General features: G+C 55.5%; 22 protein-coding genes and 1 tRNA gene. 10 read left to right on the forward strand and 13 right to left on the reverse strand.

The window, feature by feature from the left end; all coding sequences use genetic code 11:
- Nucleotides 1-462: 462 nt before the first annotated feature.
- From AC2FH0_RS10600 to AC2FH0_RS10615, 4 genes are all read left to right on the forward strand, one after another.
- Entirely contained in the window at nucleotides 463-1,218 is a 756-nt protein-coding gene (locus tag AC2FH0_RS10600; RefSeq protein WP_496691645.1) for a 5-oxoprolinase subunit B family protein, read from the forward strand.
- On the forward strand, nucleotides 1,215-2,213 hold the full coding sequence (locus AC2FH0_RS10605; protein ID WP_496706402.1) for a 5-oxoprolinase subunit C family protein: 999 nt from the start codon (nucleotides 1,215-1,217) through the stop codon (nucleotides 2,211-2,213). The genes AC2FH0_RS10600 and AC2FH0_RS10605 overlap by 4 nt, the downstream gene beginning before the upstream one ends.
- Before the next feature lie 11 nt (nucleotides 2,214-2,224).
- Nucleotides 2,225-2,986, forward strand: a complete 762-nt coding sequence (locus AC2FH0_RS10610; protein WP_496706401.1) for a LamB/YcsF family protein — start codon at nucleotides 2,225-2,227, stop codon at nucleotides 2,984-2,986.
- Between the two features lie 148 nt (nucleotides 2,987-3,134).
- Nucleotides 3,135-4,382, forward strand: coding sequence for a hypothetical protein (locus AC2FH0_RS10615; protein ID WP_142635923.1), 1,248 nt, complete (start codon nucleotides 3,135-3,137; stop codon nucleotides 4,380-4,382).
- Nucleotides 4,383-4,477: 95 nt separating this feature from the next.
- Here AC2FH0_RS10615 and AC2FH0_RS10620 read toward each other — a convergent pair whose 3' ends face one another.
- A complete protein-coding gene (locus AC2FH0_RS10620) occupies nucleotides 4,478-5,851 on the reverse strand; it encodes a D-alanyl-D-alanine carboxypeptidase family protein (protein WP_142635921.1) in 1,374 nt (457 codons plus the stop codon).
- Nucleotides 5,852-6,132: 281 nt separating this feature from the next.
- A complete protein-coding gene (locus AC2FH0_RS10625) occupies nucleotides 6,133-6,834 on the reverse strand; it encodes an HAD family hydrolase (protein ID WP_496789293.1) in 702 nt (233 codons plus the stop codon).
- A 93-nt stretch (nucleotides 6,835-6,927) separates the two neighbouring features.
- Between AC2FH0_RS10625 and clpS the strand changes: the two genes are divergently transcribed.
- Genes clpS through hemF form a run of 4 tightly spaced genes read left to right on the forward strand, consistent with a single transcriptional unit; the run spans nucleotide 6,928 to nucleotide 9,996 of the window.
- Nucleotides 6,928-7,269: an ATP-dependent Clp protease adapter ClpS gene (gene clpS / locus AC2FH0_RS10630; RefSeq protein WP_496789294.1), complete on the forward strand. Its 342-nt coding sequence runs from the start codon at nucleotides 6,928-6,930 to the stop codon at nucleotides 7,267-7,269.
- A 31-nt stretch (nucleotides 7,270-7,300) separates the two neighbouring features.
- Nucleotides 7,301-8,266 (forward strand): class I SAM-dependent methyltransferase, encoded by a 966-nt coding sequence (locus AC2FH0_RS10635; protein WP_496789295.1) that lies wholly within the window; start codon nucleotides 7,301-7,303, stop codon nucleotides 8,264-8,266.
- 37 nt (nucleotides 8,267-8,303) lie between these two features.
- Nucleotides 8,304-9,107 carry an SDR family NAD(P)-dependent oxidoreductase gene (locus AC2FH0_RS10640; RefSeq protein ID WP_142635913.1) on the forward strand — a complete coding sequence of 268 codons (804 nt, stop codon included), beginning with the start codon at nucleotides 8,304-8,306 and terminating at the stop codon, nucleotides 9,105-9,107.
- Between the two features lie 4 nt (nucleotides 9,108-9,111).
- Nucleotides 9,112-9,996 carry an oxygen-dependent coproporphyrinogen oxidase gene (hemF, locus tag AC2FH0_RS10645; RefSeq protein WP_281995301.1) on the forward strand — a complete coding sequence of 295 codons (885 nt, stop codon included), beginning with the start codon at nucleotides 9,112-9,114 and terminating at the stop codon, nucleotides 9,994-9,996.
- Between the two features lie 40 nt (nucleotides 9,997-10,036).
- On the opposite strand, the gene AC2FH0_RS10650 is transcribed toward hemF, so the two are convergent.
- The 4 genes from AC2FH0_RS10650 to modA all read right to left on the reverse strand — a co-directional run bounded on the left by AC2FH0_RS10650 (nucleotide 10,037) and on the right by modA (nucleotide 13,089).
- The gene (locus tag AC2FH0_RS10650) at nucleotides 10,037-10,444 is read right to left on the reverse strand and encodes a hypothetical protein (RefSeq protein ID WP_496701542.1); all 408 of its coding nucleotides are present in this window, start codon (nucleotides 10,442-10,444) and stop codon (nucleotides 10,037-10,039) included.
- Between the two features lie 72 nt (nucleotides 10,445-10,516).
- Nucleotides 10,517-11,617: a molybdenum ABC transporter ATP-binding protein gene (gene modC, locus AC2FH0_RS10655; RefSeq protein ID WP_496700658.1), complete on the reverse strand. Its 1,101-nt coding sequence runs from the start codon at nucleotides 11,615-11,617 to the stop codon at nucleotides 10,517-10,519.
- Nucleotides 11,614-12,306, reverse strand: a complete 693-nt coding sequence (gene modB / locus AC2FH0_RS10660) for a molybdate ABC transporter permease subunit (protein ID WP_142635905.1) — start codon at nucleotides 12,304-12,306, stop codon at nucleotides 11,614-11,616. Before modB ends, modC begins: the two co-directional genes overlap by 4 nt.
- A gap of 3 nt (nucleotides 12,307-12,309) precedes the next feature.
- A complete protein-coding gene (gene modA, locus AC2FH0_RS10665; protein ID WP_496789297.1) occupies nucleotides 12,310-13,089 on the reverse strand; it encodes a molybdate ABC transporter substrate-binding protein in 780 nt (259 codons plus the stop codon).
- A gap of 318 nt (nucleotides 13,090-13,407) precedes the next feature.
- Here modA and AC2FH0_RS10670 point away from each other — a divergent pair.
- Nucleotides 13,408-13,483: transfer RNA gene (locus tag AC2FH0_RS10670), tRNA-Val, on the forward strand.
- Between the two features lie 378 nt (nucleotides 13,484-13,861).
- Here the strand turns inward: AC2FH0_RS10670 and AC2FH0_RS10675 are convergent.
- The 4 genes from AC2FH0_RS10675 to AC2FH0_RS10690 form a co-directional block, all read right to left on the reverse strand.
- Nucleotides 13,862-14,023, reverse strand: coding sequence for a hypothetical protein (locus AC2FH0_RS10675; protein ID WP_496691654.1), 162 nt, complete (start codon nucleotides 14,021-14,023; stop codon nucleotides 13,862-13,864).
- Nucleotides 14,024-14,073: 50 nt separating this feature from the next.
- Nucleotides 14,074-15,252, reverse strand: a complete 1,179-nt coding sequence (locus tag AC2FH0_RS10680) for a carbohydrate porin (protein WP_496691655.1) — start codon at nucleotides 15,250-15,252, stop codon at nucleotides 14,074-14,076.
- Nucleotides 15,249-15,953, reverse strand: a complete 705-nt coding sequence (locus tag AC2FH0_RS10685) for a DUF3299 domain-containing protein (RefSeq protein WP_496789298.1) — start codon at nucleotides 15,951-15,953, stop codon at nucleotides 15,249-15,251. Before AC2FH0_RS10685 ends, AC2FH0_RS10680 begins: the two co-directional genes overlap by 4 nt.
- Nucleotides 15,954-16,039: 86 nt before the next feature.
- Nucleotides 16,040-17,590: a metal-dependent hydrolase family protein gene (locus AC2FH0_RS10690; RefSeq protein WP_496789299.1), complete on the reverse strand. Its 1,551-nt coding sequence runs from the start codon at nucleotides 17,588-17,590 to the stop codon at nucleotides 16,040-16,042.
- Between AC2FH0_RS10690 and AC2FH0_RS10695 the strand changes: the two genes are divergently transcribed.
- Nucleotides 17,580-18,599, forward strand: a complete 1,020-nt coding sequence (locus AC2FH0_RS10695) for an AraC family transcriptional regulator (RefSeq protein ID WP_496709869.1) — start codon at nucleotides 17,580-17,582, stop codon at nucleotides 18,597-18,599. The two genes, AC2FH0_RS10690 and AC2FH0_RS10695, sit on opposite strands and share 11 nt — an antisense overlap.
- A gap of 566 nt (nucleotides 18,600-19,165) precedes the next feature.
- Here the strand turns inward: AC2FH0_RS10695 and AC2FH0_RS10700 are convergent.
- From AC2FH0_RS10700 to AC2FH0_RS10710, 3 genes are read right to left on the reverse strand one after another with little or no spacing between them, the layout of a single operon-like run.
- Nucleotides 19,166-20,482 carry an HlyD family type I secretion periplasmic adaptor subunit gene (locus AC2FH0_RS10700; protein WP_496789300.1) on the reverse strand — a complete coding sequence of 439 codons (1,317 nt, stop codon included), beginning with the start codon at nucleotides 20,480-20,482 and terminating at the stop codon, nucleotides 19,166-19,168.
- 14 nt (nucleotides 20,483-20,496) lie between these two features.
- Entirely contained in the window at nucleotides 20,497-22,587 is a 2,091-nt protein-coding gene (locus AC2FH0_RS10705; RefSeq protein WP_496709871.1) for an ABC transporter transmembrane domain-containing protein, read from the reverse strand.
- Complete coding sequence (locus tag AC2FH0_RS10710) at nucleotides 22,584-24,290, reverse strand: ABC transporter transmembrane domain-containing protein (RefSeq protein ID WP_496789302.1); 1,707 nt, start codon at nucleotides 24,288-24,290, stop codon at nucleotides 22,584-22,586. Before AC2FH0_RS10710 ends, AC2FH0_RS10705 begins: the two co-directional genes overlap by 4 nt.
- Nucleotides 24,291-24,467: the final 177 nt, after the last annotated feature.

The following is a 24,467-nucleotide window of genomic DNA, read 5'->3' on the forward strand; positions in this document are numbered from 1 at the left end:
GCGTCCGGCCGTCTCTCCAACCCGTCCCACCGTCTCTCCAGTGTGTCACAAGCGCCTCAGCAGCGCCGGTGAAGGGGGTTCTAAGCATTACAAACATACACCGCAAGCAGAAAATCACGCCCTGAGAAACTTTTTTGCACTTTCTTATTTTACTCAATAAATTCTGATAATTAAGGTGATAAATTCGACCGATGCACCCAGGAAAGCCCATTATCACGGCTAAGGTATCCACACTGCTTTCCGTACGAGCTATGCCCGATATCAACATATTGTTGAGCTCCCCACGTCTACTACAAGACTCGTGTGAGTCGCCGGGTATGAAACACACCCGCACCGAGTCGGAATTTGCCTGCACGCGGTCTGAAACAGGGATGCACCGGCAAATACTTTGCACCCTCTCTTGCGAAACGCTCTGGATTGCGTTCAGGTCACCTGACTAGTTACATACTGGCACGCAGCGAGATGACACGAACACACGCCGCCATCTTCCCACGCATATGCACCGTCGGCTTTGACGGCCTGCTGGTCTCTTTCGCCGAAACCATGGCCGAGCCATCGAACAGGGCAGCATTGGCGTTTCGAGCTGCGGTGGATTCTGAACGGTGGGAAGGTGTCATTGAAACCTCAGCGACGCTGGCGTCGACTTATATCCGATTTGAACCATCCCAGTTTGCCCACGCAAACCTTCGCGACCGGGTCGAGCAGCTGCTGCGGCGGCAGGATTGGTACAAAGCGCCCCTCCCCCAGGGGCGCAGGTTATGGAGTGTCCCCACGGTTTATGGCGGCGCGCTTGCCCCTCAATTAGATGAGGCAGCGGCTGCGGCCAGGCTGTCCCCCGATGAAGCCGTTCATCGATTGAGCGCCACAACCGTCCGCGTCCTGACGATCGGATTTGCTCCCGGTCAGCCATATCTTGGCCCGCTCGGCCCCGAGTTCAACATACCGCGCCTCAATAAGTTGACCCCGATGGTGCCCGAGGGCGCTTTGGTATTGGCGATTTCGCAATTTGTCCTTTTCTCGGGGCCCTCACCAACCGGGTGGCGACATATCGGCCAAACCGCTTTTCGCTGTTTTCGTCCTGAAGCACATAACAGCTTTGCCCTGAAACCCGGCGACGAAATGCAGTTCATGTCAGTCACGCGTGAGGAACTAGAGGCGATTCGCGCCAATGACGTTGATGGATCAGGCGGCGCAACCTGTCAGGAGATCGCGGTTTGAGCCTGTCTGTCCTGCGCATAGGGCCTGCTTGTACAATACAGGATCAAGGCCGCCACGGGTATCTGGATCAAGGGCTTTCCCGATCTGGCGCAGCAGATTTACTGGCCCTGCACGAAGGCGCCGCATTGCTGGGACAAAGCCCAAAACTTGCCGCGCTTGAAATGGCCGGAATGGGCGGTGAATTTGAGGCCACTCATCCCATACAGATTGCACTGACGGGCGCGCCGATGCGGGCCAGTATTGATGGCACTGCCATTTCGTGGAATGCCTCTTACCGCCTTGAAACCGGACAGCGGGTGATGATCGGGGCCGCCACACGGGGAACCTATGGATATTTGCACCTGGGCGGCGGTATTGAGATGCAGGAGTTTCTGGGATCCCGCTCAACTCACCTTACTGCCAAAATCGGGCGCGCCCTACAGGCCGGAGACAGCTTATCCGCCGGGGCAGCGTCACAGCTGGCAGGACAGAAGTTGCGGGCTGAAGATCGGTTCTCGGGCGGTTCGCTGCGGGTTGTGGCCAGCTTTCAGACCGAGCTGTTCGACCGGCAAACGCTGGACCGCTTTTTGCGCACCACGTTCACACGCGGGGCCCGCGCAAATCGCATGGGAATGCAGCTGGAAAGCGACGGAGAGGGTTTCGCCGCGAAGGGCCAGCTGAACATATTGTCCGAGGTCATCACCCCCGGCGACATTCAGATGACCGGCACTGGAAATCCCTTCATTCTGCTGCCCGAGTGTCAGACAACCGGCGGATACCCCAGGATTGCAACCGTCCTTCCCTGTGACATGCCACAGGCAGCGCAGACCCCGGCAGGCGCGCAGCTTCAGTTCAGGCTGGTCGAATCGGACGAGGCCATTACCCTGCAGGCGGCCTTTGAAAAGGAACTCGCCAACCTGCCATCCAAGGTCGAGCCCCTGATCCGTGATCCTCATGACATTGCGGACCTGCTATCTTATCAACTGATCAGCGGAATGATCTATGCCAAAGACTAAGGAGAATGCCGATGCCCAGCGTCGATCTTAATGCCGATATGGGGGAAAGCTTTGGGCCTTGGAGCATGGGCGATGACGAAAGCCTGCTGCGGATTATCACCTCGGCCAACATAGCCTGCGGCTTTCACGCTGGCGATCCGGACGTCATGGCGCATACGATGAGTCTGGCGGCGGAAAACGGGGTCGGCATTGGCGCGCATCCGGGCTTTCCTGACCTGCAGGGCTTTGGCCGTCGCAATATGAAAATACCCCATGACAGCCTGCGCAACCTTGTTCGGTATCAGTTGGGATCAGCGATCGGCATGGCAACCGCTGTTGGAACGCAAGTCCGGCACCTGAAACTGCACGGAGCGCTGGCCAACATGTGCTCGGTCGATATCGATATGGCGCGGGCCTGTTATCAGGGCGCGCTGGACGTGAACCCGGACATCATCATAATGGTGCTGGCCGTCACCAAACAGGAAGAGGCCGTGCGGGATCTGGGCTGCAAGTGGGTCGGTGAGATCTTTGCCGACCGCGCCTATAACGACGATGGCACTCTGGTCGACCGGAGCCTGCCCGGCGCCGTCATCCACGACCCCGAAATCGCCGGGCCTCGGATGCTGGAAATGGTCCGCGAGGGGGCCATCATTACCGAAACCGGCAAAAGGCTTGAAACGGCGATCGACACGATCTGTCTGCATGGGGATGGACCAACCGCCGTTCAGATTGCGCATTCGGTCCGCGAAAACCTGATCGCGGGCGGGGTCGAGGTGACAAAGTTCCTGCGGTAATCCCGCGGGTGCAATGCGTCCGCCCGTACTCAGACTGTTGCCGAGGTTGAATTCCCTCCCTAGCATGTCAGCAAGCATATGTTCTGAATACCACAATCCCGGCAACGAACCGCACCTGGTTTGCCTAGTCTGGGCAAGGAGTAACTTTATGTCTTTTGATTTAGCGTCTTACGAACCACGCGGCGACAAGAAGAATTCGGACTTCTTCAACGAGTATTTGCCAAAAATTTACGAACGCCGTGCCAGCTCTGGTGTCGCCCAGCAGGTTGGGTCCATGCGCGCTGTCGTGCTTCAGGTCGAAACTGACGTTCTTTTCGACACTCTGGTCGAGCTATATGTGATGTCGCCATACCGCCACACGGCCAGCTATCTTGGACGGACGCATAAATACTCGGTCCTGCATTCACACCTGGACTACCCGGCGCTCATCGTGATGGCTCCGCTTAGCCCGACATTCGAAGACTTCATCCCGCGCATCAACCGCATGTACCCGTTGGCACGAAACACGCCGCAAACGCGCTATGTTGGCGAAGTGTTTGGCGCCACTGACCTGAACACGCTGACCAAAACGCTGGAGGATCAGAATATCCGGTTCGAATATTCCGGCGACACCGAGAACCCGTTTTACACGCTAAAGGGCCTTCGGTTCACCACCCCTTCTGATTTCACCTGCAACCGGGTCGGTTATTCAACGCTGGATTTCAACGATACCGACAGTTTGGGTCTGGGCGACAGGGTATTGCTCAGCAGCGCAGAACAAGCGCGACTGGATGAGGCTGCTGCCTTTGGTGCCGATAGCAATATCTCTTCACTGATGTTGGGCATCGACCATCTGGCGACACGCGTTCTGGCTGGTGAGCGAGAGGATGCGATCCTCGAATTTCTAACGATGGTGCCCTACTATTTCTGGGGGGCGTACAACATTTTCGACATGAATTCGTCGACCAATGTGAACCGCAATGCCGGTGTGGATGATGACAAGAAATCCCCGGCCAAGGTATTTACAGCCAATAATACGCCTTCGTTTGTAAACTCTTTTGCCAAACGGCCCATGCCAACCGAGGATTTCGTCCGCAATTTCGGACGTCGGCTGCATCATATGGCGATCGAGATTCTGGACGGCGATCACGGTGCGGGCGAAAAGAATGTGGATTTCGTTGTAAACACTCTGAAAGACCAAGGGGTGCCATTCCTGGCCCATGTGGTTGGAGAGTGCAAAGACGATCCGAACCTCAAGCAGATCTTCTCAAAACACTCGAAGAACACTCTGCTGATCACCGAGTATATCGAGCGCTGTCATAAGTATGATGGGTTCTTTACCAAAGATAACGTCGCGGCCCTGACTGCGGCCGCCGGTCAGGATGAGCAATATCAGCACGGCCACGTATTCGACTGACCTGATCCCTGCCGCCTACTACGGCACGCTCGCTCAGCAAAAAAAGGCCACGGAATTCCGTGGCCAGACCCATCCAGGAGAGTATATGTCGGGTCTTATGACGGCCCGATCATGAAACAGGTGACATTGCGGGCCTGAAGTCTGCGGCAGGCCAGATCGGCTTGCTCTCGGGTCATGCCCTGGAACGTCGCATCGAACCCGCGTGAGTTTTGATTGACCTTGCGCAGCGTGCCTTCCAATGTGGTCATTTCCGACAGGGCCGTTTTCAGTAGAACCTTTTCAGCCTCGTACCGGGTCGTATAGCGCCCCACATTCACGCCCCACAAATGACCGCCAGAGGTCGACAAGCGTGTGACGATTTCCTGCTCTGGCTCGGGCTGTTCTGCCGAGGCCAGCACCAGATCATCCGTGCGTACCGTCGGGCGCGTCGTTCCTTCGGTCGGCGTCTCTACACCTGCCGAGGCGATGGCTGCGGCGATACCGTCCTGAATCCGCGCGTCGTTCTTGGCTGCGGTTGCGGCGACGTTGTTCGCCACTAGAACGGTACTCCCCCGCTGGGGTCGAAGAACCGGTCGCAGGCTTCTGGTGGGCGCGCCGCTTACACTGGCGACTTTCGCATTCAAACCTGCATTACCGGCATAGGCCGGCCGGGCTGGTTTGCGGATCGGCGCGCGCGACGGGGCGCGGCGGAAACCCATGTCCAACAGCTCGGCTACTTTGGCATTGCGCGATGCGCCGGATTTGCCACCAAAGACAGTCGCGATGATCCGTTCGTCCTTGCGCTTGGCTGAGGCAACCAGATTGAACCCAGCTGCACGGGTATAGCCCGTCTTGATCCCATCCGCACCGCGATAGGCCGCTAGCAGGCGACGGTTCGTATTGGGAACGGTTTTGATCCCCGCATTCGTGGATTGGCGCGAAAACAGGTTGTAATATTGCGGGTAATCATACAGCAAATGCCGTCCCAGCGTAGTCATGTCCCGTGCGGTCGACAGATGTCCGGCCTCGGTCAGACCATGTGCGTTCTTAAAGGTTGTACGGCTCATTCCCATCGCCTTGGCGGTACGTGTCATGCGGCGCGCAAAGGCGGCCTCGGACCCGCTGAGGGCGACACCAATGGCAGTGGCAGCGTCATTGGCCGACTTCACCGCCGCCGCACGGATCAAATAGCGGAAAGCAATCTTCTGCCCCGAACGCAAACCCAGCTTTGAAGGCGGTTCAGAGGAAGCCTTTTTGGTGATGGTCACCTGCGTATCGAGAGTGATCTCACCGTTCCGAACCGCTTCGAATGCGATATACAGCGTCATCATTTTGGTTAACGAGGCAGGATGGAGGCGTGTATCGGCGTTTCGGGAATGCAGCACTTCGCCCGTTCGCGCGTCGATCACCATCGCCGCATATGGGGCAGCAATGCCCTGCGCCGGAGCGAAGGAAAACAACAACAGGAATGCTGCAAGGAATACGCCCATAGGGGCCGGAACTGTCCGCCGTACCTGCACGATTTTTGCCTCTGTCTACCTCAGGCCGCCGGGTTTTCCCGGTCAGCTACTATTTATTTTATTGCTCAACAGCGTAGCACAGCACCCCCGCGAAAGAAACCGAAAGCTCATAACTTTAACGCTTTCAGCGTATGTCAAAGACCCACTAGATGTGGCGGTGCAAACGGCGGCGCACCGCTAAACCTGCCATTTCGTCAAGACTGTGTCGTCGACTGGCCCCTATTTTCGGAAACTGCGACCAAATGGCAACATCAACTCAAAGAGCGAACCAGCGCCGTCAATCCACTAAGATCGGGCAATTCGTGGTATCTGGAACTGTCGGCCGGCACGTCGGCCTGCTCGATCTCCCAGACCAGCCCATGCGGCACGTATACGCCCCAGCATCCGGCCTGAATCGGAGCAACCACATCGGACCGCATCGAATTTCCGACCATCATAGCCGCAGCGGCCCCCTCGCCATGCTGCGCGAAGATCTGGCGATAGATTTCCGGGGTCTTTTCAGACACGATCTCGACCCCGTCGAAAAGATCGCCCAAACCGGATTGCGCAAGTTTGCGTTCCTGGTCTATCAGATCACCCTTGGTGATCAGGATTACGCGGTGGGTGTCGGCAGCGCTTTCGATGGCCTGCCGGGCATAGGGCAATAGCTCGATCGGATGGGCCAACATCTCTTGCCCCGCTTCGATCAGTTGGCGAATGACCGCTGCCGGAACACGGTCTTCGGTCACTTCGATCGCCGTTTCGATCATGGAGAGAGTGAATCCTTTGATTCCATACCCATAATGCCGGATATTGCGTTTTTCGGCAGCCAGCAATCGGTCCATCAGGTGATCCGATTCGGCATGATCTGATAGCAGGTCGACAAAATGTGCCTGCGTCAGCTGAAAGAACCGTTCGTTGTGCCACAGCGTGTCATCGGCATCGAACCCGATTGTGGTTAGTTTTTCGCCCATTTGGATAACGTCCTGCTGGCTCTTTTATCTGACGCATTGGACGTTATATAAGCGCACAGATAAACCGAAGCCTGAATCGGACGTTTGCGCCTAATGTTTGAGAACCAATGGATGATGTCTGACAAATCGGACGACGATGCAGATTCGTCGATCCTGGTACAGACGCGCCCCAAGACCAAACGCCCGCCGCTGTACAAAGTGCTGCTTTTGAATGACGACTACACCCCGATGGAGTTTGTCGTTCACGTATTGGAACGTTTTTTCGGCATGACCCACGCAGAGGCGTTCGAGATCATGCTAACCGTCCACAAGAAGGGCGTCGCCATTGTTGGTGTCTTCAGTCATGAGATTGCCGAAACCAAGGTCGGGCAAGTCATGGATTTTGCTCGCCGCCATCAACACCCCCTGCAGTGCACTATGGAACGCGAAGAGTAAGGCGACGCCTGACCTCTTTTCGGAATTGCCAATGTCCCCTCGCCTAGATCTTGCCTTGCAAAGCGGCCTTGAAATCGCGCAACCCCTGTCCGTGATTGGGCCAACGCCCGAGGAAGACCTCGCTGGGCTGGCTTCAGATACGCAGGTAGTCCAGCCATTCAAGCCGTTTCACGACCATTTTGCGGATCACGGATTCAGGGCCACGCCCGAGGCCGATGACCTGTGCCAGGACGCCATCGTTTTCCTGCCGCGTGCCAAGGCTTTGGCCCGCAGCCTCGTGTATCAGGCTTGCAAGCGTTCGGCCGGATTGGTTGTGGTCGACGGCGCTAAGACAAATGGCGTCGACAGCCTGTTGAAGGATATTCGCAAACGCGTAACCGTGCAGGGGCCCATCGCAAAAGCACATGGCAAGATCTTTTGGTTCCAGTCCGACGTAAACGCGTTCGAGGACTGGGCCGCACCCGCCACCCAATCCGCCGACGGATTTCAGACAGCGCCCGGAGTATTTTCTGCAGACGGGGTCGACCCGGCCTCATTAATGCTGCTTGCCGCCCTGCCTGAAAAACTGGGCGGTCGGATCGCCGATCTGGGGGCTGGCTGGGGATACCTGTCCGCAGGGCTAATGGGTGCAAAGGGGCTGCAGGAATTGCATCTGGTCGAGGCCGATCACATCGCCCTGCAATGTGCTCGTGCAAATGTAAAAGACGACCGTGCACAGTTCCACTGGGCCGACGCGGTCACCTGGCGCGCGCCTGAGCCGCTGGATACGGTCATTATGAACCCGCCGTTTCACACATCGCGCAGTGCTGATCCCACGTTGGGTCAGGGATTCATCAAATCTGCTGCGCGCAGTCTGACACGGGGCGGTTCCCTTTGGATGGTCGCCAATCGGCACCTGCCCTATGAAATCACGCTGAACGAGGCCTTTGCGCAGGTGAAGGAAGTAACCGGGGACAATCGTTTCAAGGTCTTCCACGCCTCTCGCCCTCGGCGGTGAACCCCGCTAACCTGCACCGCATATCAGGAGAATACGCATGTCCTTTTCCATAGCTGGCAAGACCGCGATCGTCACAGGTGGTGCAAATGGTGTCGGATTGGCCATCGGACGTCACTTCGCGGATGCCGGGGCCAATGTCATGTTCGCCGACATGGATGAAAAACGACTGGCCAATGAACTGGGCGAGCAGGCAGATGACAGTAACATCCGTTTCTTCGCCGGGGATCTGCGGGAAAAGCTGACGATTGCGAACCTGCTTTCGGCCACGATTGACGCTTTCGAACAGGTCGACATCCTGATAAATGGCTCGCGCCAGGTTATTCCGTCTGATCCATTGGACATGGAAGACGACTCGGTCCGCACCTTATTGAACCAGAACCTGATGCCGGCCTTGCGACTGAGCCAACTTGTTGCCAAACGGATGATCAAGCAATCCGGTGATGATGAAAACGAAAACCCTGCGGGATCCATCATCAATTTATCTTCGATTGCTGCCCGTCGCACCCATCCCGATCTGATGGCCTATTCGGTGTCTACAGCAGCGCTTGATCAGTTGACCCGATCCCTGGCCGTTGCCCTTGCCCCAAACCGCATCCGCGTGAACTCGATCGCGCTGGGATCGGTGATGAGCGCTTCGCTGCAATCCACGCTCAAGGAAAATCGCACATTTCGGGATGATATCGAAAAGCACACCCCCCTTTCCCGGATTGCCGCGCCAAACGAACTGGCCGAAACCGCACAGTACCTTGCCTCGGACGCCGCAGGTTTCATCACTGGACAAATCCTAACCATTGACGGTGGACGCACTTTGCTGGACCCCGTCGCAGCCCCGGCCCATTAAACAGATGTTCGATACTGAAAAAGCCACCGCCGCAGCCTGGTTTCGTGACTTGCGCAATGAAATCGTAAACGCTTTTGAGCAGCTTGAGGATTCCCACGACACCGGACCTTTTTCCGATGCTCAACCCGGTCGTTTCGAAGTCAAAGAGACCAAACGGCATTCCGATGACGGGGCGGACGCCGGTGGCGGTTTGATGTCCGTGATGCGCGGCGGCCGCGTGTTCGAGAAAGTCGGCGTCAATGTCTCGACAGTATTCGGCCAGCTCGGGGAACGGGCGCAACAGGCAATGGCTGCCCGAAAAGGCATTCCCGGAATGACCGAGGACCCGCGGTTCTGGGCCTCGGGTATCAGCTTGGTTGCCCATATGCAGAACCCGCACGCTCCTGCTGTTCACATGAATACGCGCATGTTCTGGACACCTCACGCCTGGTGGTTCGGCGGCGGATCAGACCTGAATCCCTGTATCGAATATGACGAAGACACTGCCCATTTCCACGCAACCCAGAAGGCCCATCTGGATCCCCACGGACCGGGCCATTATCCGCGTTTGAAAGAGTGGGCCGACGAGTATTTCTTTATCCCGCACCGCAAGCGCGCCCGCGGTGTCGGCGGTATCTTTCTGGATGACTATTGCACCGGGGACTGGTCATCGGACTTTGCCCTGACACAGGATATCGGGCGGGCCTTCTTGCCAGCCTTTCTGCCTTTGGTTGAAAAGCGCAGGCAACAGAGCTTTGACGCCGCCGATAAGGATACCCAACTGATTCATCGCGGGCTCTATGCCGAATACAACCTTGTCTACGACCGCGGAACCAAATTCGGGCTAGAGACCGGGCACGACCCGGACGCAGTGCTTATGAGCCTGCCGCCCTTGGCCAAATGGGTCTAACGCCTGACCTGCCTCTGCGGTGCTTTTTACTTCCGAGGTTTCAGAACCCGAAATCCATGAAATTGTCAGAGCAATAGCGCTGCGCCGATGCCGCTGACATGTTCTCGCCAACGCGTTTGACAGTAACCGAATAGCCCGGCGTCGTATCAACCCCTTCGGGCGCAGTCAGCGAGAATTGCACCGTCCGTGTCTGTTTGTCATAGGCCCGGGTTATGTAAATACGCTGGTTCGATTTGGTTCTAAGCGTGCGTATCGCAAAATCCCCGATCCCGCACCAATAGGCCACTGGCGCAGAACTGCCGCTGGTTGAGACCTCGTAAACGCCATTGTCACGTGGTGTCACTGTCGTTTGGAATGCGGGGTTTATACCGACCCCGAACCCAACAGCCTGGGCCATGGCAGGCACCATCATCAGCGTTAGAATACATGTTGATACAAAGTATTTCATGGTGCTCGACCCCGGACAAAATGGTTTCCTTGGGAAATCATAGAACAGATGCGCTTTCCGTAAAGCGCCGTTTCAATTCTCAAAGTGCAGCCGCCCACCGACATCCTGCGGCGCAAGCGCCACGGTTTTTATCACCGCAAAGCAAGGTTTGCCCGCAGCAAGCCCAAGGGCTTCTACCGAACGTCGGGTGATCCGAGCCAGAATAGTCCCTGCAGGTGTAATGACAGAGACGATCGCACCGGGGCCTTCCCCGGCTCGGATCGTATCAACCCTGCCCTCCAGTACATTCAGCGCTGACAGGCCCTCGGGCCGCTTACTGGCAAGGATCACCTCTTGTGCGGGGATGCGAATACGCAGGCTTTCGCCGACCTTATGGGGAATACGCGGCAGAAATAGGCGCGCCTCTTCGGCTGCCAACTCGGTCAACCCGTCTGCATGGTGAGCTGATACCTGCACCTGAAGCACCGCACCAACGGCTCTGACACCGAGCGGGGCCACAGAAGGATCAGCCATCACTTCGGAAGCCGGGCCTTGCCGAACCACCTTGCCGTCCTGCAGGGCAACGACAGAAGTTGCCAGCCGCGCAACTTCGGCTGCCGAGTGGGTCACATAAAGGATCGGCACCGAAATCTCATCCCGAAGCCGTTCGAAATAGGGCAGTATCTCGGCCTTCCGTGCATCATCCAATGCGGCCAGAGGCTCATCCGCGAGGATCAGACGCGGGCTGGCCAATAAGGCGCGGCCTATGGCGACACGCTGCTTCTCGCCACCTGACAAGCTCAGTGGACGACGGTCCAGAAGATGCCCGATCCCCAACATCTCAATTACCTTATCGGGGTCTTCGCGCGGCACGCTTTTGGGCGCAAACCAGCGCCCATAGGACAGGTTCTGGCGCACTGTCAGATGCGGGAACAGCCGTCCTTCCTGAAAAATATACCCCAAGCGGCGTTTATGCGGAGGCAGCCAAAGGCGCTTTTCCGTATCGAACAACGTCCATCCGTCCACGGATACGCGACCAGCTTTGGGCTCCAGCAATCCCGCAACAGCGTTAACGATTGTCGTCTTACCGGCGCCGGACCTTCCATACAGAACCGTCACCCCGGCAGGCGCATCAAATTTGGCATCCAACTGAATACCTGGCAGATCATGTTGCAGATTGACGGAAAGGCTCATGTCCCCGACACCCTTGCCGCGGCGCGACGACCGACAAACTCTGACAAAAGCAGCGCCCCCATCGCGATGATGACCGATATCACCACTAGCCGCATCGCCGCCGCCTCACCACCCGGAACCTGCAGAAACGCATAAACGGCCGATGGCAACGTCTGTGTCTGTCCAGGTATGTTCGAAACAAAGGTGATCGTCGCGCCGAACTCACCCATGGCTTTTGCAAAGGCAAGGATGGTCCCGGCGATCACCCCCGGCAGAATCATCGGCAAAGTTACGGTGACAAAAACCCAAAGACGCGAGGCACCCAGCGTGGCTCCGGCCTGTTCGAGCTTAGGGTCGACGGCTTCGATCGAAAGGCGAATAGCACGGACCATCAGCGGAAACGCCATGATCCCGGCGGCCAGCGCCGCGCCGGTCCAGCGAAACGCAAAGACAATTCCAAGCCCCGCCAGAGGTCCACCAATCGGGCCCTGAATACCAAAGGTCAATAGCAGCAGATATCCCGTAACAACGGGCGGCAGGATCAATGGCAAATGCACCAACCCATTCAACACTTGTCGCCCGGGAAAGCGCCAGCGTGCCAGTGCATAGGCAACGAATACACCAAAGGGCAAAGTAACCAGCGTTGCCCAGAAAGAGACACGCAGCGACAATTTCAGCGCCTCAAGTTCTTCCGGTCCCAGCCAACCCATCGGCTAGTCGCCCGGCAGGGCAAATCCCTGCTCTGCAAAGACTGTCATCGCTGCGCCCGTCTGTAAGTAGCTTAGAAATGCATATGCCTCGGCTGAGGCTTGCGTTGTTACAGCGGCCGGGTAGACAATTTCCGGGTGAAGATTTGCAGGGAAAGAGGCCACAACCCGCACCCGATCCTCGGCCTGGGCATCCGATCGGTAGACAACACCCAAGGGGGCAGCCCCCGCGGCAACCAAAGCCAGAGCCGCGCGTACATTGTCGGTCTGCGCCACCTGCTGCTGAACACTATCCCAAAGACCTAGGTTTTGCAGCGCCGCTTTGCCGTAAATTCCTGCAGGCACGGCATCGACCAGGGCCATCGCAAGATGCCCACCTGACAAAGCGGCTGAGATGTCCGTCTGCGGGGAAAGCCCCTCAATTTCAACGGCCGTCGGCCCACCGATCAGGACAAGCCCATTTCCCAAAAGGTTAACCCGCGATCCAGCATCTATCAGCCCATTCTCCTGAAGGACATCCATCCAGTCACTGTTGGCTGAAATATACACATCCGCCGGGGCGCCCTGTTGAATTTGACGTGCCAGTATAGAAGACGCCGCATACGATATGACAACCTCCTGACCACTTTGCCGTTCAAAACTCGGCACAAGTGAATCCAGAGCATTTTTCAGACTGGCAGCAGCAAAAACCAAAACATCGTCGGCCTCTGCACGCTGCGGAGTCGATATCAAACTACCCAAAACAATAGCAGCAACCAGAAAACGGCTTGCGGATGACAGGGTCATATTGTTCCCGTCTCGTAGGTTAAGGTTCCATCAGGGGATATCTGAGGCGGCGGGGGGCGCGCAAGCATCGATAGGACGCATCGTGAATAAGAACCTTTGAAACGGGCAATCCATAGCCGCAACAACACCCAAGATATTTTGAAGGTGCCTGGTCCGAAACGACTGGTTCAGATTTCGTGATCCCTCAGAAAGTCTGATAAATCGGAGCCCGGTTGGCTGTGATATCACCCCAGATTCCCGCCTTGTCTAAATTCAGTGAAAGAAATTGTGCCGGACCCTCTTGCGCCCGCGCGCCGGCTTGGCTAAATGCAGCCTCACGGGTGATTAGCTCAGTTGGTAGAGCGCTTCGTTTACACCGAAGATGTCGGGAGTTCGAGTCTCTCATCACCCACCATTCTTTCCCCACAATGTATCAAGGTCTTACGCGACTAGCACCTTTTGCCGTGCTGCGCATGAAACTGTGTCCGCTGCGCCTCCGCTGCACTTAAACGGAAAAGATGTCTCCAACACAGGAGATATGGACCATGGCGACAATAGTAAAACGACCTAACGGTAAGTGGCGGGCGACTGTGCGGAAGGACGGGCAATCCCGATCTAAGTCTATTCATAAGCGTGCTGATGCGACGAAGTGGGCTAGTGAAACGGAGATGAGCACCGACAGGAGATTGCTAACCCCAACCCTCAGTGTGGGCGTATCCGAGATGACACTTGGTGAAGTGCTGCGAAAGTCCCGAGCCCGCGCGAAGTAGGTATGAAGCTGGTAGTGGTCGGTTCAACCAGTGCCATAGTGGCTAGCCAACATGCCGAGGACGATTATGTCTTGCACGATATGCTTCGCCTCTTCTGACGCATCCCAAGTCTTGCTTTCCTCGCTGGCGTGTAGCGCGCCACCAAAAGTGCTCGCTATGGCGCATGCGGCCAACAGGGTCTTCATGACAGAACGTCCCTAACTGTTTTGATCTTAGCTGCTACTTTCGATCCACCTCAGAAAACGATCCGGGTTCTTAGGCCGAACAGCGTAATGCTATCCTGAGCGGGATTCAGCAGCGGGTCAGAAATGAACTGCAGTGATGGCGTGATCTGCAGTCCGGGTGCGATTGAAAAACGGTAGAATGCTTCGAGTGTGAACTGATCGCCATCTATGCCTCTTGCCTCGGCCCAGTTCAGACCCAACCCGGCCAAATCGGTATTGCGACCGTAGTAGCCAATACCCGCAGAAACGGACCGATCATAGAGTGCTGCTGCCCCTTTTGAGGCCCCTGCCCGGAAGAACGGCATCCACTTATTGTCAACAAACCATGCTGCTGAGAACGCGGCGCCGTAATCTTCTGGACGGCTACCATCGTCAGCCGCATCCGCATGCCAGAGGGTCAGATGGATATTGTCGAAGTAAATGCGATCAAAGTCAGAGGTGTAACCAAGTTCGAGTGATTTGAAGAGATTGCCGTCGCTAAACACATCAAAGTTTGGATCAGACGGGTCGGCGTTTGCGTCTGAGACGCTCGCGACAGCGTAGAGGTTCTTGCTCAGCTTTATCCCGCCTGCAATGCCAAGGCCTTGGTTGGGTGCGTTGATTGTCGGGTTGGTATTGAAAGACAGGTTTTGGAAACCACTGTATGGGCTTACCAACCCATAAATATCCACAAAGTCCGTTACATCAATCTGGCCGACTTGCAGCGTCCACGAACCGTTCTCGGCCCTTTGGGTCCAGAACAGGTTGGTCAATAGCAAACCATTATCGTTGAAGGCTGTTCCCGTGATCGAAAGAGCTCCACCATCCAGACCAAGAAACTGTGGGGCAACATCGGTATAGTTGTGCCGGTCTTCGATCTTGAATGTCAAAGACCCCTGTTCAGTCGCCTGCCAACTGCCATAGAACCGCGCAATTCCGCTGGCAGCTTCGCCCTCCCCCAGATCCGCGTTCGTGGTTTGGCCCAATGCCAAGTAATCAATGTTGAACCGAAACCCATTCTCCGCCAGTCGGTCTTTCCACTGAAACCAACCCGGTGCGGTATTGCGCGGAAAATCGGAACGATATTGTGGATCGGTCAGTCCATCTCCGGGCTCAAGATCAGCTTCGACCGAAGAGGGCCCGGACAGACCTTGAGCCGACGCCGCGCCGGCTGAGACAATACTCAGTACGACAACGAGAAGTCTTATCATTCAGACGCCTTTGCCCCGCCGGTCTTGCGATTGCCCGCCGCTCGGATACGATCAGCGGCACGCTGCTTCCATTCCAGCCTGTCTGCTTCGGTTTCCAGAGTTTCGACACGTTCCGTCTCCAACTGGAATGTCGCACTCATAGGTATGAGGCCGTCCACAACCATCATATTCTGAACAGTGGGATCGATAGTCAGCGTGCCCGTCAGCCGAACGGGTTCGTGGAAATAGCTGGGCGTCCAGTCGCCATTCAACCGCACGCGAATCATTTGATTGGGTTGGGGCGGGGGCATGTGGCTACACATTCCTCGTTCTGGCACTAGATACGCCACAGATCGCCCGTCTGGATCGCTCGGGCCCGGGATGGCAAAGCCCGCGATTGTTATTGTTTGACCGTCGAATTGCGGATTTCCGTTTGTTCCTGCCTTTCTTCGCCGTTCTTTCACAAGCTCTCTTTGATCGAGCAGCCAATCGACATCAACGCCAACTCCCGCCAAGGCATCCTCGGTCTCGGTCAGAAGCTCCTGCCATTTCAATCTTTCTTCCGCGCTGCCAGTGTCTTGCTGCAGCCTGCCACGCATCCGCACAACGAATAGGACGTCGTCGAACTGTTCGGGGCTGAGGTCCCGATAGGGATCCTCAAAGACCTGCACAGATGGGTCCGGGAGGTCTGCCCAGTCCAGCACTGCTCCTGGCGTTGCCATGGCGGAAGGACCGTAACAGACCAAACCCGCGAGCAAGACGGAACGAAACCAAAGGAACATGAATACTCTCCGGTCGAGTTTTGGGGTCAATTCAGTGTATTTTTGTATATCACACCGTCCTTCATGATCAGCCGGATCGTTTCAGGGCTTTCCGGCCTCGGATCGGCACCAAACCACTGATCACCCGTGCCAACAACCGAGAAGTCTTCGAGGGGGTTACCATCGATCAGCAGGATGTCTGCATAGGCGCCTTCCTCGATCACACCCAGTTTTCCTGCGGTATAAGGGTTCATAAAGTCTCCTGATAGAGCGACTACCTCGCCACCCATCGATGTCAACGTGACCATGGACGTATAGGGGCCGAAGAAATCATTGTTTAAGTGTTTTTCGTAGGCAATCTGGATATTGCACGCCTCTACCGAACCAACACAGTCTGTCTGGAAACCCCGCTTCACCGGGCATTCTTTCATATTGTCGATATAGCCTGCAAATGTGGCCGAGGCAGACTTTGCCTTGGCAAGGCTCGCCGGAACATTCGCCACAGCAGGAATGTCGAGAAGGCCGGGGTCAAATGCCGTTAGGTTTGTTGTAATGTACGCACCCTTCTCGTTCATGACTTCGGCAATTTCGCAGTCAAAAGAAAAACCATGTTCGATTGACATAACACCTGCGTCGAGCGCACTCAGGATAGCTTCCTTACGATAGGAATGCGCCATGACATAGCTGCCATATTCATTCGCGACCTGGACGGCGGCTCTGATTTCTTCGGGCGACCCGGCCAGCAATTGCCAAGGGTCGAATGCCGACACGACACCACCGGATTGCATGAATTTCAATTGCGTCGCGCCCATACGAAAGTTGTTACGTGCGAATTTATAGACGTCATCGACACCACTGACCTCCTGAGCCATGTTCAGCCGACCCATGTTTGTCTCCGAACCAGGTGGTGCTGTGAAATTCGCGAAGTCAGCGTGACCACCGCGTGTTCCGATAAACGCCCCAGATGGATAGTAACGAGGGCCCTCGATTTGCCCCGAGTCAATCGCCCTACGTAGTCCGCCATTAGCGCCACCAGCATCCCGGACAGTGGTGAAACCCTGCATCAAATACATCTCAGCCATCCGCGCACCGTGTATGGCAAAGTCCTCCCAGGTCGTGTTGGCCTCCATCGCAGGCAAGGTCGGCCCCATCAGCATGAGATGTGCGTGCAGTTCAATAAACCCGGGTGTCAGTGTCCGCCCCTCTCCGTCGATGACCGTAGCATTGGGGGCATCGATCGCATCGGTTGATACGGACTTAATCAGGTTGCCCTCGACCAATACGCTGGCATTCTCGATACGCTGTTCATTCACGCCATCGAAGATGTCCACGTTGGTAAACAACGTTTGGGGTTCTTCTTGATCCTGAGCCTGCGCGGATGCTGAAAAAGAAAGACCTGCAGCGACAATTACCGTCGAGCAAAGCGACATTCGTAGACCGGACATAAGTACTCCCTTCATATTCATGTTTTGCCAACTGTAGTCCGGAAAATTTTGCCTCGGTTGCCACTTTTGAATTGGCATGTTCGAATGTGATCGTAAAAATGGCCACTGAATAAATCGACCAATCATCACAAGGGTGACGAGGTTGCCTTTCAACTCCACCTCTCAAGAGCATAGCGAGGGCTTTATTCGCCTCTCCTTAGCCGCTCCGTTTTTGCAATATCTCACCGAACGCAAGATCAATCCGCAACCAGCATTGGACCAGGTCGGATTGAAAGCCGAACTGATGTCTGACCCAACCGTGTTCGTTCACTCAGAGCTGGTCTACGGTTTGGTGAATGCCTTCTCAGAAGTATCAGGGGATCGATATCTAGGACTGAATGTAGGGGAGGCGTTTGACCTACAAGGATGGCCGCCCTTCGCTCAAGCCTTGCAATCTACAAAAACGCTATTCGAGTTTTTTACTCGCTTTGTTGGGCTCGTACCGCAGGAGTCCAATTCTGTGCGGCACAGTCTCGTCATCGAAGCAGACAAAGCGACTTACCGTATCGAGAGGCAACAGGAACCAACTGTCCCGCCCATTCAGGTGACCGGTTTTGGTGCCGCAATCTATGTACGCCTATTGCAGACCGTCGTCGGAGATTCTTGGGATTCTTCGCGCGTGCGATGGGAAAGCAGATACATCAATGGTCTGCCTATCGACTACAAAGGGATCGAGGTTGGCCTTGGGAGTGATCCCGGAATGCAAATTAGTTTTCCTGTGGATTGGTTGTTTTTGCACCATGTCTCTGAGGGCTCTGCCAAGCCCATAGTCTCACCTCAACAAGAGGAAGAAGTAACCGTGGTGGCAGCTTTGCGCTCTGTCTTACGCGACAAACTGGATGAAACCGATTTGGGGCCAGAGATGGTGGCTGGAATGCTGGGAATACAACCGGAACGGTTTCTGAAAGCGCTTCAGCGACAAGGCACAACGCTACCCCGTGAAATCAAACGGCTGCGTGTCGATGTCGCCAAAGAGCACCTCAAAGAAGACCAGATGACAATCGCAGAGATTGGTCTGATGCTCGGCTATTCCGACAAGTCCCATTTCACTCGCTTTTTCCGAGGTCAAACCGGAATGACACCGACCAAGTTCCGCCTCGGTGTATTGTTACGTTGCGAATAGTTAGATTGCTTTTCCACTACACACTAAGTGGGGGCCGACAAGGATTTGCAACACACTTTTTGGAGCCCCTATCTAAGGATCACAGAGGGACAATTGCCACCATAGCCCCTACGGCTGTGCATGCAGCGCTGCGCCACCGCTGCACCAACTCTTTGTTTCAGTTCGATCAGCGACAGACCTGATCTAAGAAAGATGTCATATGATCTTGATACGTCCAGAAGATTTTCCAACCTTCAAGCCACTGACAACACTAGATATCTCTCCAAGGTAGTGCTGATTGCGGCAGGGGAAAAACAGCACCTTGTTGCACGTGCGGATTAGGATAGAGCGCTTCGTTTACATCGAAGATGCCGGGAGTTCGAGTCTCTCATCACCCACCATTTCCCGCTAGTTTCTAATATCCTTGCTGTGGGCAAATCGACACTGAATGCCCAGTGTTTTGGATGTTTGTATGCTCTGTTTTACGAAACCGATGCTGTTGTAAGTCGGCCCTTGGGAAAGCGAATTCAGGCTGGATTTTGGCAGTTACATCTTCATTTCCTCTGGCTCTGAGATGCGCCAAAAATCTAGCGCTCTTTGAATGCCCCCTCGATAGTCTGTTGAACCGGCTTCAATAGGTATGACAAAAGAGTCTGCTCTCCGGTTGTCATTTCGGCCACCACGGTCATGCCTGCACTCAAAGGACGTTGGAACGATCCCGATCCGATTTTGTCTTGGGACAGGGCAAAGGCTGCGCGGAAATAGGTCTCTCCGGTCTGCTCATCTGTCAACGGCAACGGATAGACCGATTGCAGACGCGCCGGGACTTTCCCAAATCGACGCACATCAAAAGTATCAATGCTGACGGCGACCGGCTGATCAGTGCTTACATGCCCAACTTCGGAATTGGGTATCCTCGCCTCGACAACCAGTTCCTGTCGTGTCGGCAATAGTTCAAATATCGCCTCTCCGGGGGCGATGACCTCACCGGGGCTAGGGTGTGTGACCGCCTGGATGATGCCACGAGCCGGAGCAGAAATGCGCAGGGCGTCCAACTTGGAGGTTACCACGCCAACCGATACACGCAGGCGCGCATCTTCCTGTTCCAATTCGGAAAGCCGAATAAGCGTTTCTTCGCGTAACGAAAGGGTTTCCCGGGCCAGAGATGCCTTTGCCAAAGTCAGGGCGTTCCTGAGTTCCGCAACCCGGACCCGCGCGTCAGAGACGGCAGCGCGCAATGCATCAACCTCGTCCTCTTCCTCCAGAAAATCGCTTAGGGATTTGAGGCCTTGTGACTGCAGCTGCGCGTATCGCTGCAAGGCAATCTCTTTCTTGTCCACCCGTTCCTGAGCGACCGTAGCCGCCTTGGCTAGGATAGAAAGTGTCCCCTCCTGCTGGGCGATGGACAGGCGCTGGATACGCTGACTTTCGGCATACAGCTCCAGCGCCGCCGAAGCGCTTGTTAAACCGCTCAGGGCAAGAACCTCGATTTCCGACTGAGACAACGGTTCTGAACTGCCCAGTTTTGTCAGCACGGCGCGCGCGTTCGCCAATTCCTGCCCGACCGCTGACATCTGCCCCGCAAGGACATCGCGCTCGTGCAACAGGTCTGGGTGTTGAAGCTGAATCAGGACATCGCCCTCTTCGACAATCTGACCGTCATGGACATGCACAGACTGAACGACACCGCCCTGCAGTGTCTCGATCTGTAAATAGTCTCCGAAAGGGATGATTGTACCCGGTGCGCGCGTGATTTGCGGGATCGCCGTTTGCGTTGACAGAGCAATCAGGCCGGCGATCATCCCCAAAGAGGTCAATGCCAAAAAGGCTGCCAGGCGCGGTTTCTGCCTGCTGCGATTTCGGCTGTTCACTTCCGACGCCTCTTGCGGGATTGGTTTATTCAAGAATATGGCCATGGCTATCCTCCGAGCGCTTTCAACACGGCTTGCAGCTTCTTCCGGCCAGCCTCTCCGGTGGCATTCACAGCAACCTTGTCGCCATTGAGAAATATGAAACGGTCGGCGATCTGCATGAATGAGCGGTCGGCGGTTGCGATGACTACAGTGCATTTCCCCCGCTTGTCACCAACCCAGTGCTTAAACAGGTGACGCCGACGATCCGAAAGACCATTGGTCGGTTCGGAAAACAGAAAGAGCGAAGAAGGCCGCGCCATACAGCGAGCCAGAGTCAGCGCTTTGACCGCCTCTTCAGGCAACTGCGACAGCACAGTGTCGGTCAGTCGCGTTTCCTGGCCTTCTGGTAAAAGTTCGAGATCATGCAGCAGGTCCATCCCGTCCAGAGCCTCGGCAACCTGGTCCGGAGAAAGGCTGGGCACCGCCAGGCGGAAATTCTGCGCGACCGTGCCATAGAACAAGGATTTCTCATAGGTTGCGTATGTGACGGATTTCCGTAATTCGTCGCGAGCGATCTGGCGAATATCTATCCCATCATGCTCGATGGTGCCGCTCAGGGGGCTATACAGCCCGTCTATCAGGTCGAGAATGGCAGTGCGACTTGCCGTATCACTCCCCATGACCAGCACGACCTCACCCGGATTGCACTGGAAACTGACCTGCGAAAGGATCGGAGGATTCAACGGATCTGGACGGTACGTCACCCCCGAAAAACAGACCCAACCGCTAAGCGTCTTCTGATGCGATTGCTTGAGCCCCATTTCCAACTCTTCGGGCAGTCCAAGAACTCGATCGGCTTGTGTGCTGCTGGACCGGAACGACAGAATTTGCGGGAAGCTGGTGTACAGAGATTGAATCGGAGCCAGCATTTTGGACACCAACGCGATGGAGGCGATCATTGCGCCAAAGCTCAATGAGCCATTCAGGGCCCCATATGCGCTTAAAACGACTGCCCCGACCGTCGCCAACCCACAGATTGACTGTACAAGCGACTGGGTAAGTGACTGAAACAAACGCGCACGTGCTGTCGCGCGTTCGCCGGCTTCAGCAAGGGGCAGACTGCGTGCCAGCCATTGTTTCTGCATTCCCAGATTGACCATCACCTGTTGATGCAGCACCGCGTCATGAATGGCGGCTTGACTGGCCGCATTAGCCTCGGCCGCCGACTTGTCCAATCGTTGTTGAAAGGCAGAGGTAAAGATACCAAGGCCGACAAGGAACAGGATCGAACCCAATGTCAACAGACCGACAGATGGCGCCAGATAACACAAAACCGCAAAGAAAATCAGAACAAAGGGCAGGTCAAGAAAAGCTCCCATTACCGGACCGGTAAACATGTCGCGCAGGGATTCGAATTGTCTGAACCGGGACAGTTGCTGATTTATGTCAGACTTCTGAAGCTGGCTCAGTGGAAGGGACATCAACTTGCGAAACAATGCCTCCATCATCTGTCGTTCGCCATTCCAGCCAATGTAAGCAAGCGCTCGGGTACGAGCGTGACGAAAACACAGGTCGGAGAGGCCGATTATGGCCACACCGAAAGCCAATGAAATTAGAAGATCGACTGATCCTGACGGAATCACGCGATCGTAAATGGCCATAACCAACAGGGGCGCGGTCAGCCCCAGCAGGTTAGTTAGAAACGACGAAATAATCAGCCATGGCATCATCGCCCGCAAGCCACCAAATGCTGCTCCTACAGTTATTGGGCGGTCGTCTTCGTGTTGATGATCAAACCGGTCGATCCTGATAACCCTGCAAAAACGATGTGTTGGCTGTAATAAACGCAGATCGGGATTGTGATCGTCGCTGACCTGGATGCCGCGCCCTGTTCGTCCTATCGCAAGATAGCAGCCTCCCTGATCTGGAAAGACCATGGCCGGGCATTGCCAATCAGATATCTCGTTTTCGCGGCACCTCAACTGCGTATGGGGAAGACCAAGGTTGCGGAGCGTCTGAAGAATATCCTCTACCCGAAACCATTCGGACATGTGTGGCGTAGCTTCGATGATCGCATCTGGACGGTTTCGCCATCCGCCCTGAACCAGAAGCTGCTGTAACAACTGCGCTGCAATTTCCGCGTTCAAAGCGATCATGCCGCCCCCTTTCTGATAAGCTTTGCCGCTGTTTGCTCTAAAGTCGTGTCGAGTTCCCATTCCGCATACACACCCTCGGCAGAGGACCTGAGGCGAACTGTCTCTTGTGTGAGATTCTTCATTCGGGGATCGGGGCTGGCAATAATCAGGGTCAGTCGCGGCGAAACAGACATTAGATAGTCAGCCAGCGCTTGCCTTTCGGCAGTGTCCAAAACTGCCGTTGGCTCATTCATAAGCAGGATGCGCGGCTGCAAGGCCAGAGCCCGTGTCAGGGCGATCATCTGCCTGTTCACCGGGTCTTTTTCAAATGCTGTCCCGGTGTTCAGCGGAGTGTTATAGCCCAGAGGAAGACGATGAATGCGTTTCTCCAGCCCTAATGCTGCAGCTACTGTTTTTGCTCGCTCGACCATCGCGGCATCACCAAAAGCACTGAGGTTTTGCAACAGCGTGCCGGACAGGATCGCTGGCTGAGCCTCGAGCATGACCATGGCGTTCTGCCCACGCTGTGCCGCACGTTGGACTGCGGGCCGTTCGTCGATCCAAACTTCTCCTTGATCGGGCATTCGTTGCCCGGACAAGGCATCGAAAAGCTCGTCTACCATCCAGCTTTTCTCAGCTTCAATCAAAACCCCAACAGAAGGCGCGCCGCGAAATCTGATAGGGCCGAAACTATGCCCAGAGCCATTCAACCGCTTCATCGAGACATCATTGATCTCGATCCTGCCGGTCAAGGCTGGCTGATCAGAGACCGCACTGGAAACCGTCTGCAGACTGCCCATTTCGCCGAGCCTGCTGCGCGAGATCGCGACATTCTCGGACTGGACCCAAAGCGCCATCAGCTTGGTTAACGGCTGCACAATCCGGCCGTTCAGCAACATGCAGGCAGCCATTTCAGCAATGCCAATCAGATTGCTGATTACCAGATAGGCTCCAAGCAGACCCATGGCCGCCACGGTCGTTTGCGAAAAGATCGCTCCGAAGTTTTGGGCCAGACCGGAAAACTGAATCAACTTCCGGCTCATATCCACTGTCTGGCTTTCAAGCATCTCAAAACGGCGGGTCATTTGCCGCTCCATCCGGTTGGCCTTGACCGTCTGCATGCTAGTCAAAATCTCGGATAGAAACGCATAGCGGCGCGTGTCGATTGATTTACGACGGCGGAACAAATGCCATTGCGCACGCCTCATGATGGCCGCGAAAATGGTGACCGTACAAAATGCTATAAGCGGGACCAAAACAAGCCAACCCCCGATCAACCCGATCAGCACCGCAAACAACAGGGTGAATGGCAGATCAATCAAAAGAGTTTGCCCCTGCCCGGCCTGGTGATCTCTTAACTGGCCGATCGCCCCGAAACGTTCCGCGTAAGTGCTTGCCGGAACCTTGGAAAAGCTCAGCGTATTCGCTGTGATCACCGTGGTCATAAACCGCTGGAAATTCGATACAGCGGCATCCTCAGCTGCAGCCGAGAGCAAAATTGCACGGCATTGACGCAAAATCAGCTCCAACACTGCGCTGACCAATAACACAAATGTCAGGACCCGCAGGGTGTCGACCGACTGAAATGGAATGATCCGATCAAAGATCAGCAGGATCGAAATTGGCATCAGCAACGAAAGCACATTCAGCGAAATGGATGCGGCCCAGACAGGGATATCGCTTTGTCCTGCCGTCATTCGCCCGGATAACCCACGCGGTTTCATCGTTCTCTTCACCCAGTTGGTTGGCCTTCAGCTTTGGGGACGTAAAATTGAAGAACAGTAAATCTGAGCGCCGTGAGAGAGGATATTTTCTCTTAAAATTTAAAGGTTTAATTGACCTTCGCTGAACACCTGCATGGTAAAAGGTGACGTGAATCAACAAATTTCCTGAGGTGTCAC

This window comes from Ruegeria sp. CDSC051, from assembly GCF_059610665.1.

Excerpts from the sequence above, each read along its gene's own strand:
- AC2FH0_RS10600 (WP_496691645.1), top strand. The coding sequence starts at position 463 with ATGACACGAACACACGCCGCCATCTTCCCACGCATATGCACCGTCGGC.
- AC2FH0_RS10610 (WP_496706401.1), top strand. The coding sequence starts at position 2,225 with ATGCCCAGCGTCGATCTTAATGCCGATATGGGGGAAAGCTTTGGGCCT.
- AC2FH0_RS10615 (WP_142635923.1), top strand. The coding sequence starts at position 3,135 with ATGTCTTTTGATTTAGCGTCTTACGAACCACGCGGCGACAAGAAGAAT.
- AC2FH0_RS10620 (WP_142635921.1), bottom strand. The coding sequence starts at position 5,851 with ATGGGCGTATTCCTTGCAGCATTCCTGTTGTTGTTTTCCTTCGCTCCG.
- AC2FH0_RS10625 (WP_496789293.1), bottom strand. The coding sequence starts at position 6,834 with ATGGGCGAAAAACTAACCACAATCGGGTTCGATGCCGATGACACGCTG.
- clpS (WP_496789294.1), top strand. The coding sequence starts at position 6,928 with ATGTTTGAGAACCAATGGATGATGTCTGACAAATCGGACGACGATGCA.
- AC2FH0_RS10635 (WP_496789295.1), top strand. The coding sequence starts at position 7,301 with ATGTCCCCTCGCCTAGATCTTGCCTTGCAAAGCGGCCTTGAAATCGCG.
- AC2FH0_RS10640 (WP_142635913.1), top strand. The coding sequence starts at position 8,304 with ATGTCCTTTTCCATAGCTGGCAAGACCGCGATCGTCACAGGTGGTGCA.
- hemF (WP_281995301.1), top strand. The coding sequence starts at position 9,112 with ATGTTCGATACTGAAAAAGCCACCGCCGCAGCCTGGTTTCGTGACTTG.
- AC2FH0_RS10650 (WP_496701542.1), bottom strand. The coding sequence starts at position 10,444 with ATGAAATACTTTGTATCAACATGTATTCTAACGCTGATGATGGTGCCT.
- modC (WP_496700658.1), bottom strand. The coding sequence starts at position 11,617 with ATGAGCCTTTCCGTCAATCTGCAACATGATCTGCCAGGTATTCAGTTG.
- modB (WP_142635905.1), bottom strand. The coding sequence starts at position 12,306 with ATGGGTTGGCTGGGACCGGAAGAACTTGAGGCGCTGAAATTGTCGCTG.
- modA (WP_496789297.1), bottom strand. The coding sequence starts at position 13,089 with ATGACCCTGTCATCCGCAAGCCGTTTTCTGGTTGCTGCTATTGTTTTG.
- AC2FH0_RS10675 (WP_496691654.1), bottom strand. The coding sequence starts at position 14,023 with ATGAAGACCCTGTTGGCCGCATGCGCCATAGCGAGCACTTTTGGTGGC.
- AC2FH0_RS10680 (WP_496691655.1), bottom strand. The coding sequence starts at position 15,252 with ATGATAAGACTTCTCGTTGTCGTACTGAGTATTGTCTCAGCCGGCGCG.
- AC2FH0_RS10685 (WP_496789298.1), bottom strand. The coding sequence starts at position 15,953 with ATGGCAACGCCAGGAGCAGTGCTGGACTGGGCAGACCTCCCGGACCCA.
- AC2FH0_RS10705 (WP_496709871.1), bottom strand. The coding sequence starts at position 22,587 with ATGATCGCTTTGAACGCGGAAATTGCAGCGCAGTTGTTACAGCAGCTT.
- AC2FH0_RS10710 (WP_496789302.1), bottom strand. The coding sequence starts at position 24,290 with ATGAAACCGCGTGGGTTATCCGGGCGAATGACGGCAGGACAAAGCGAT.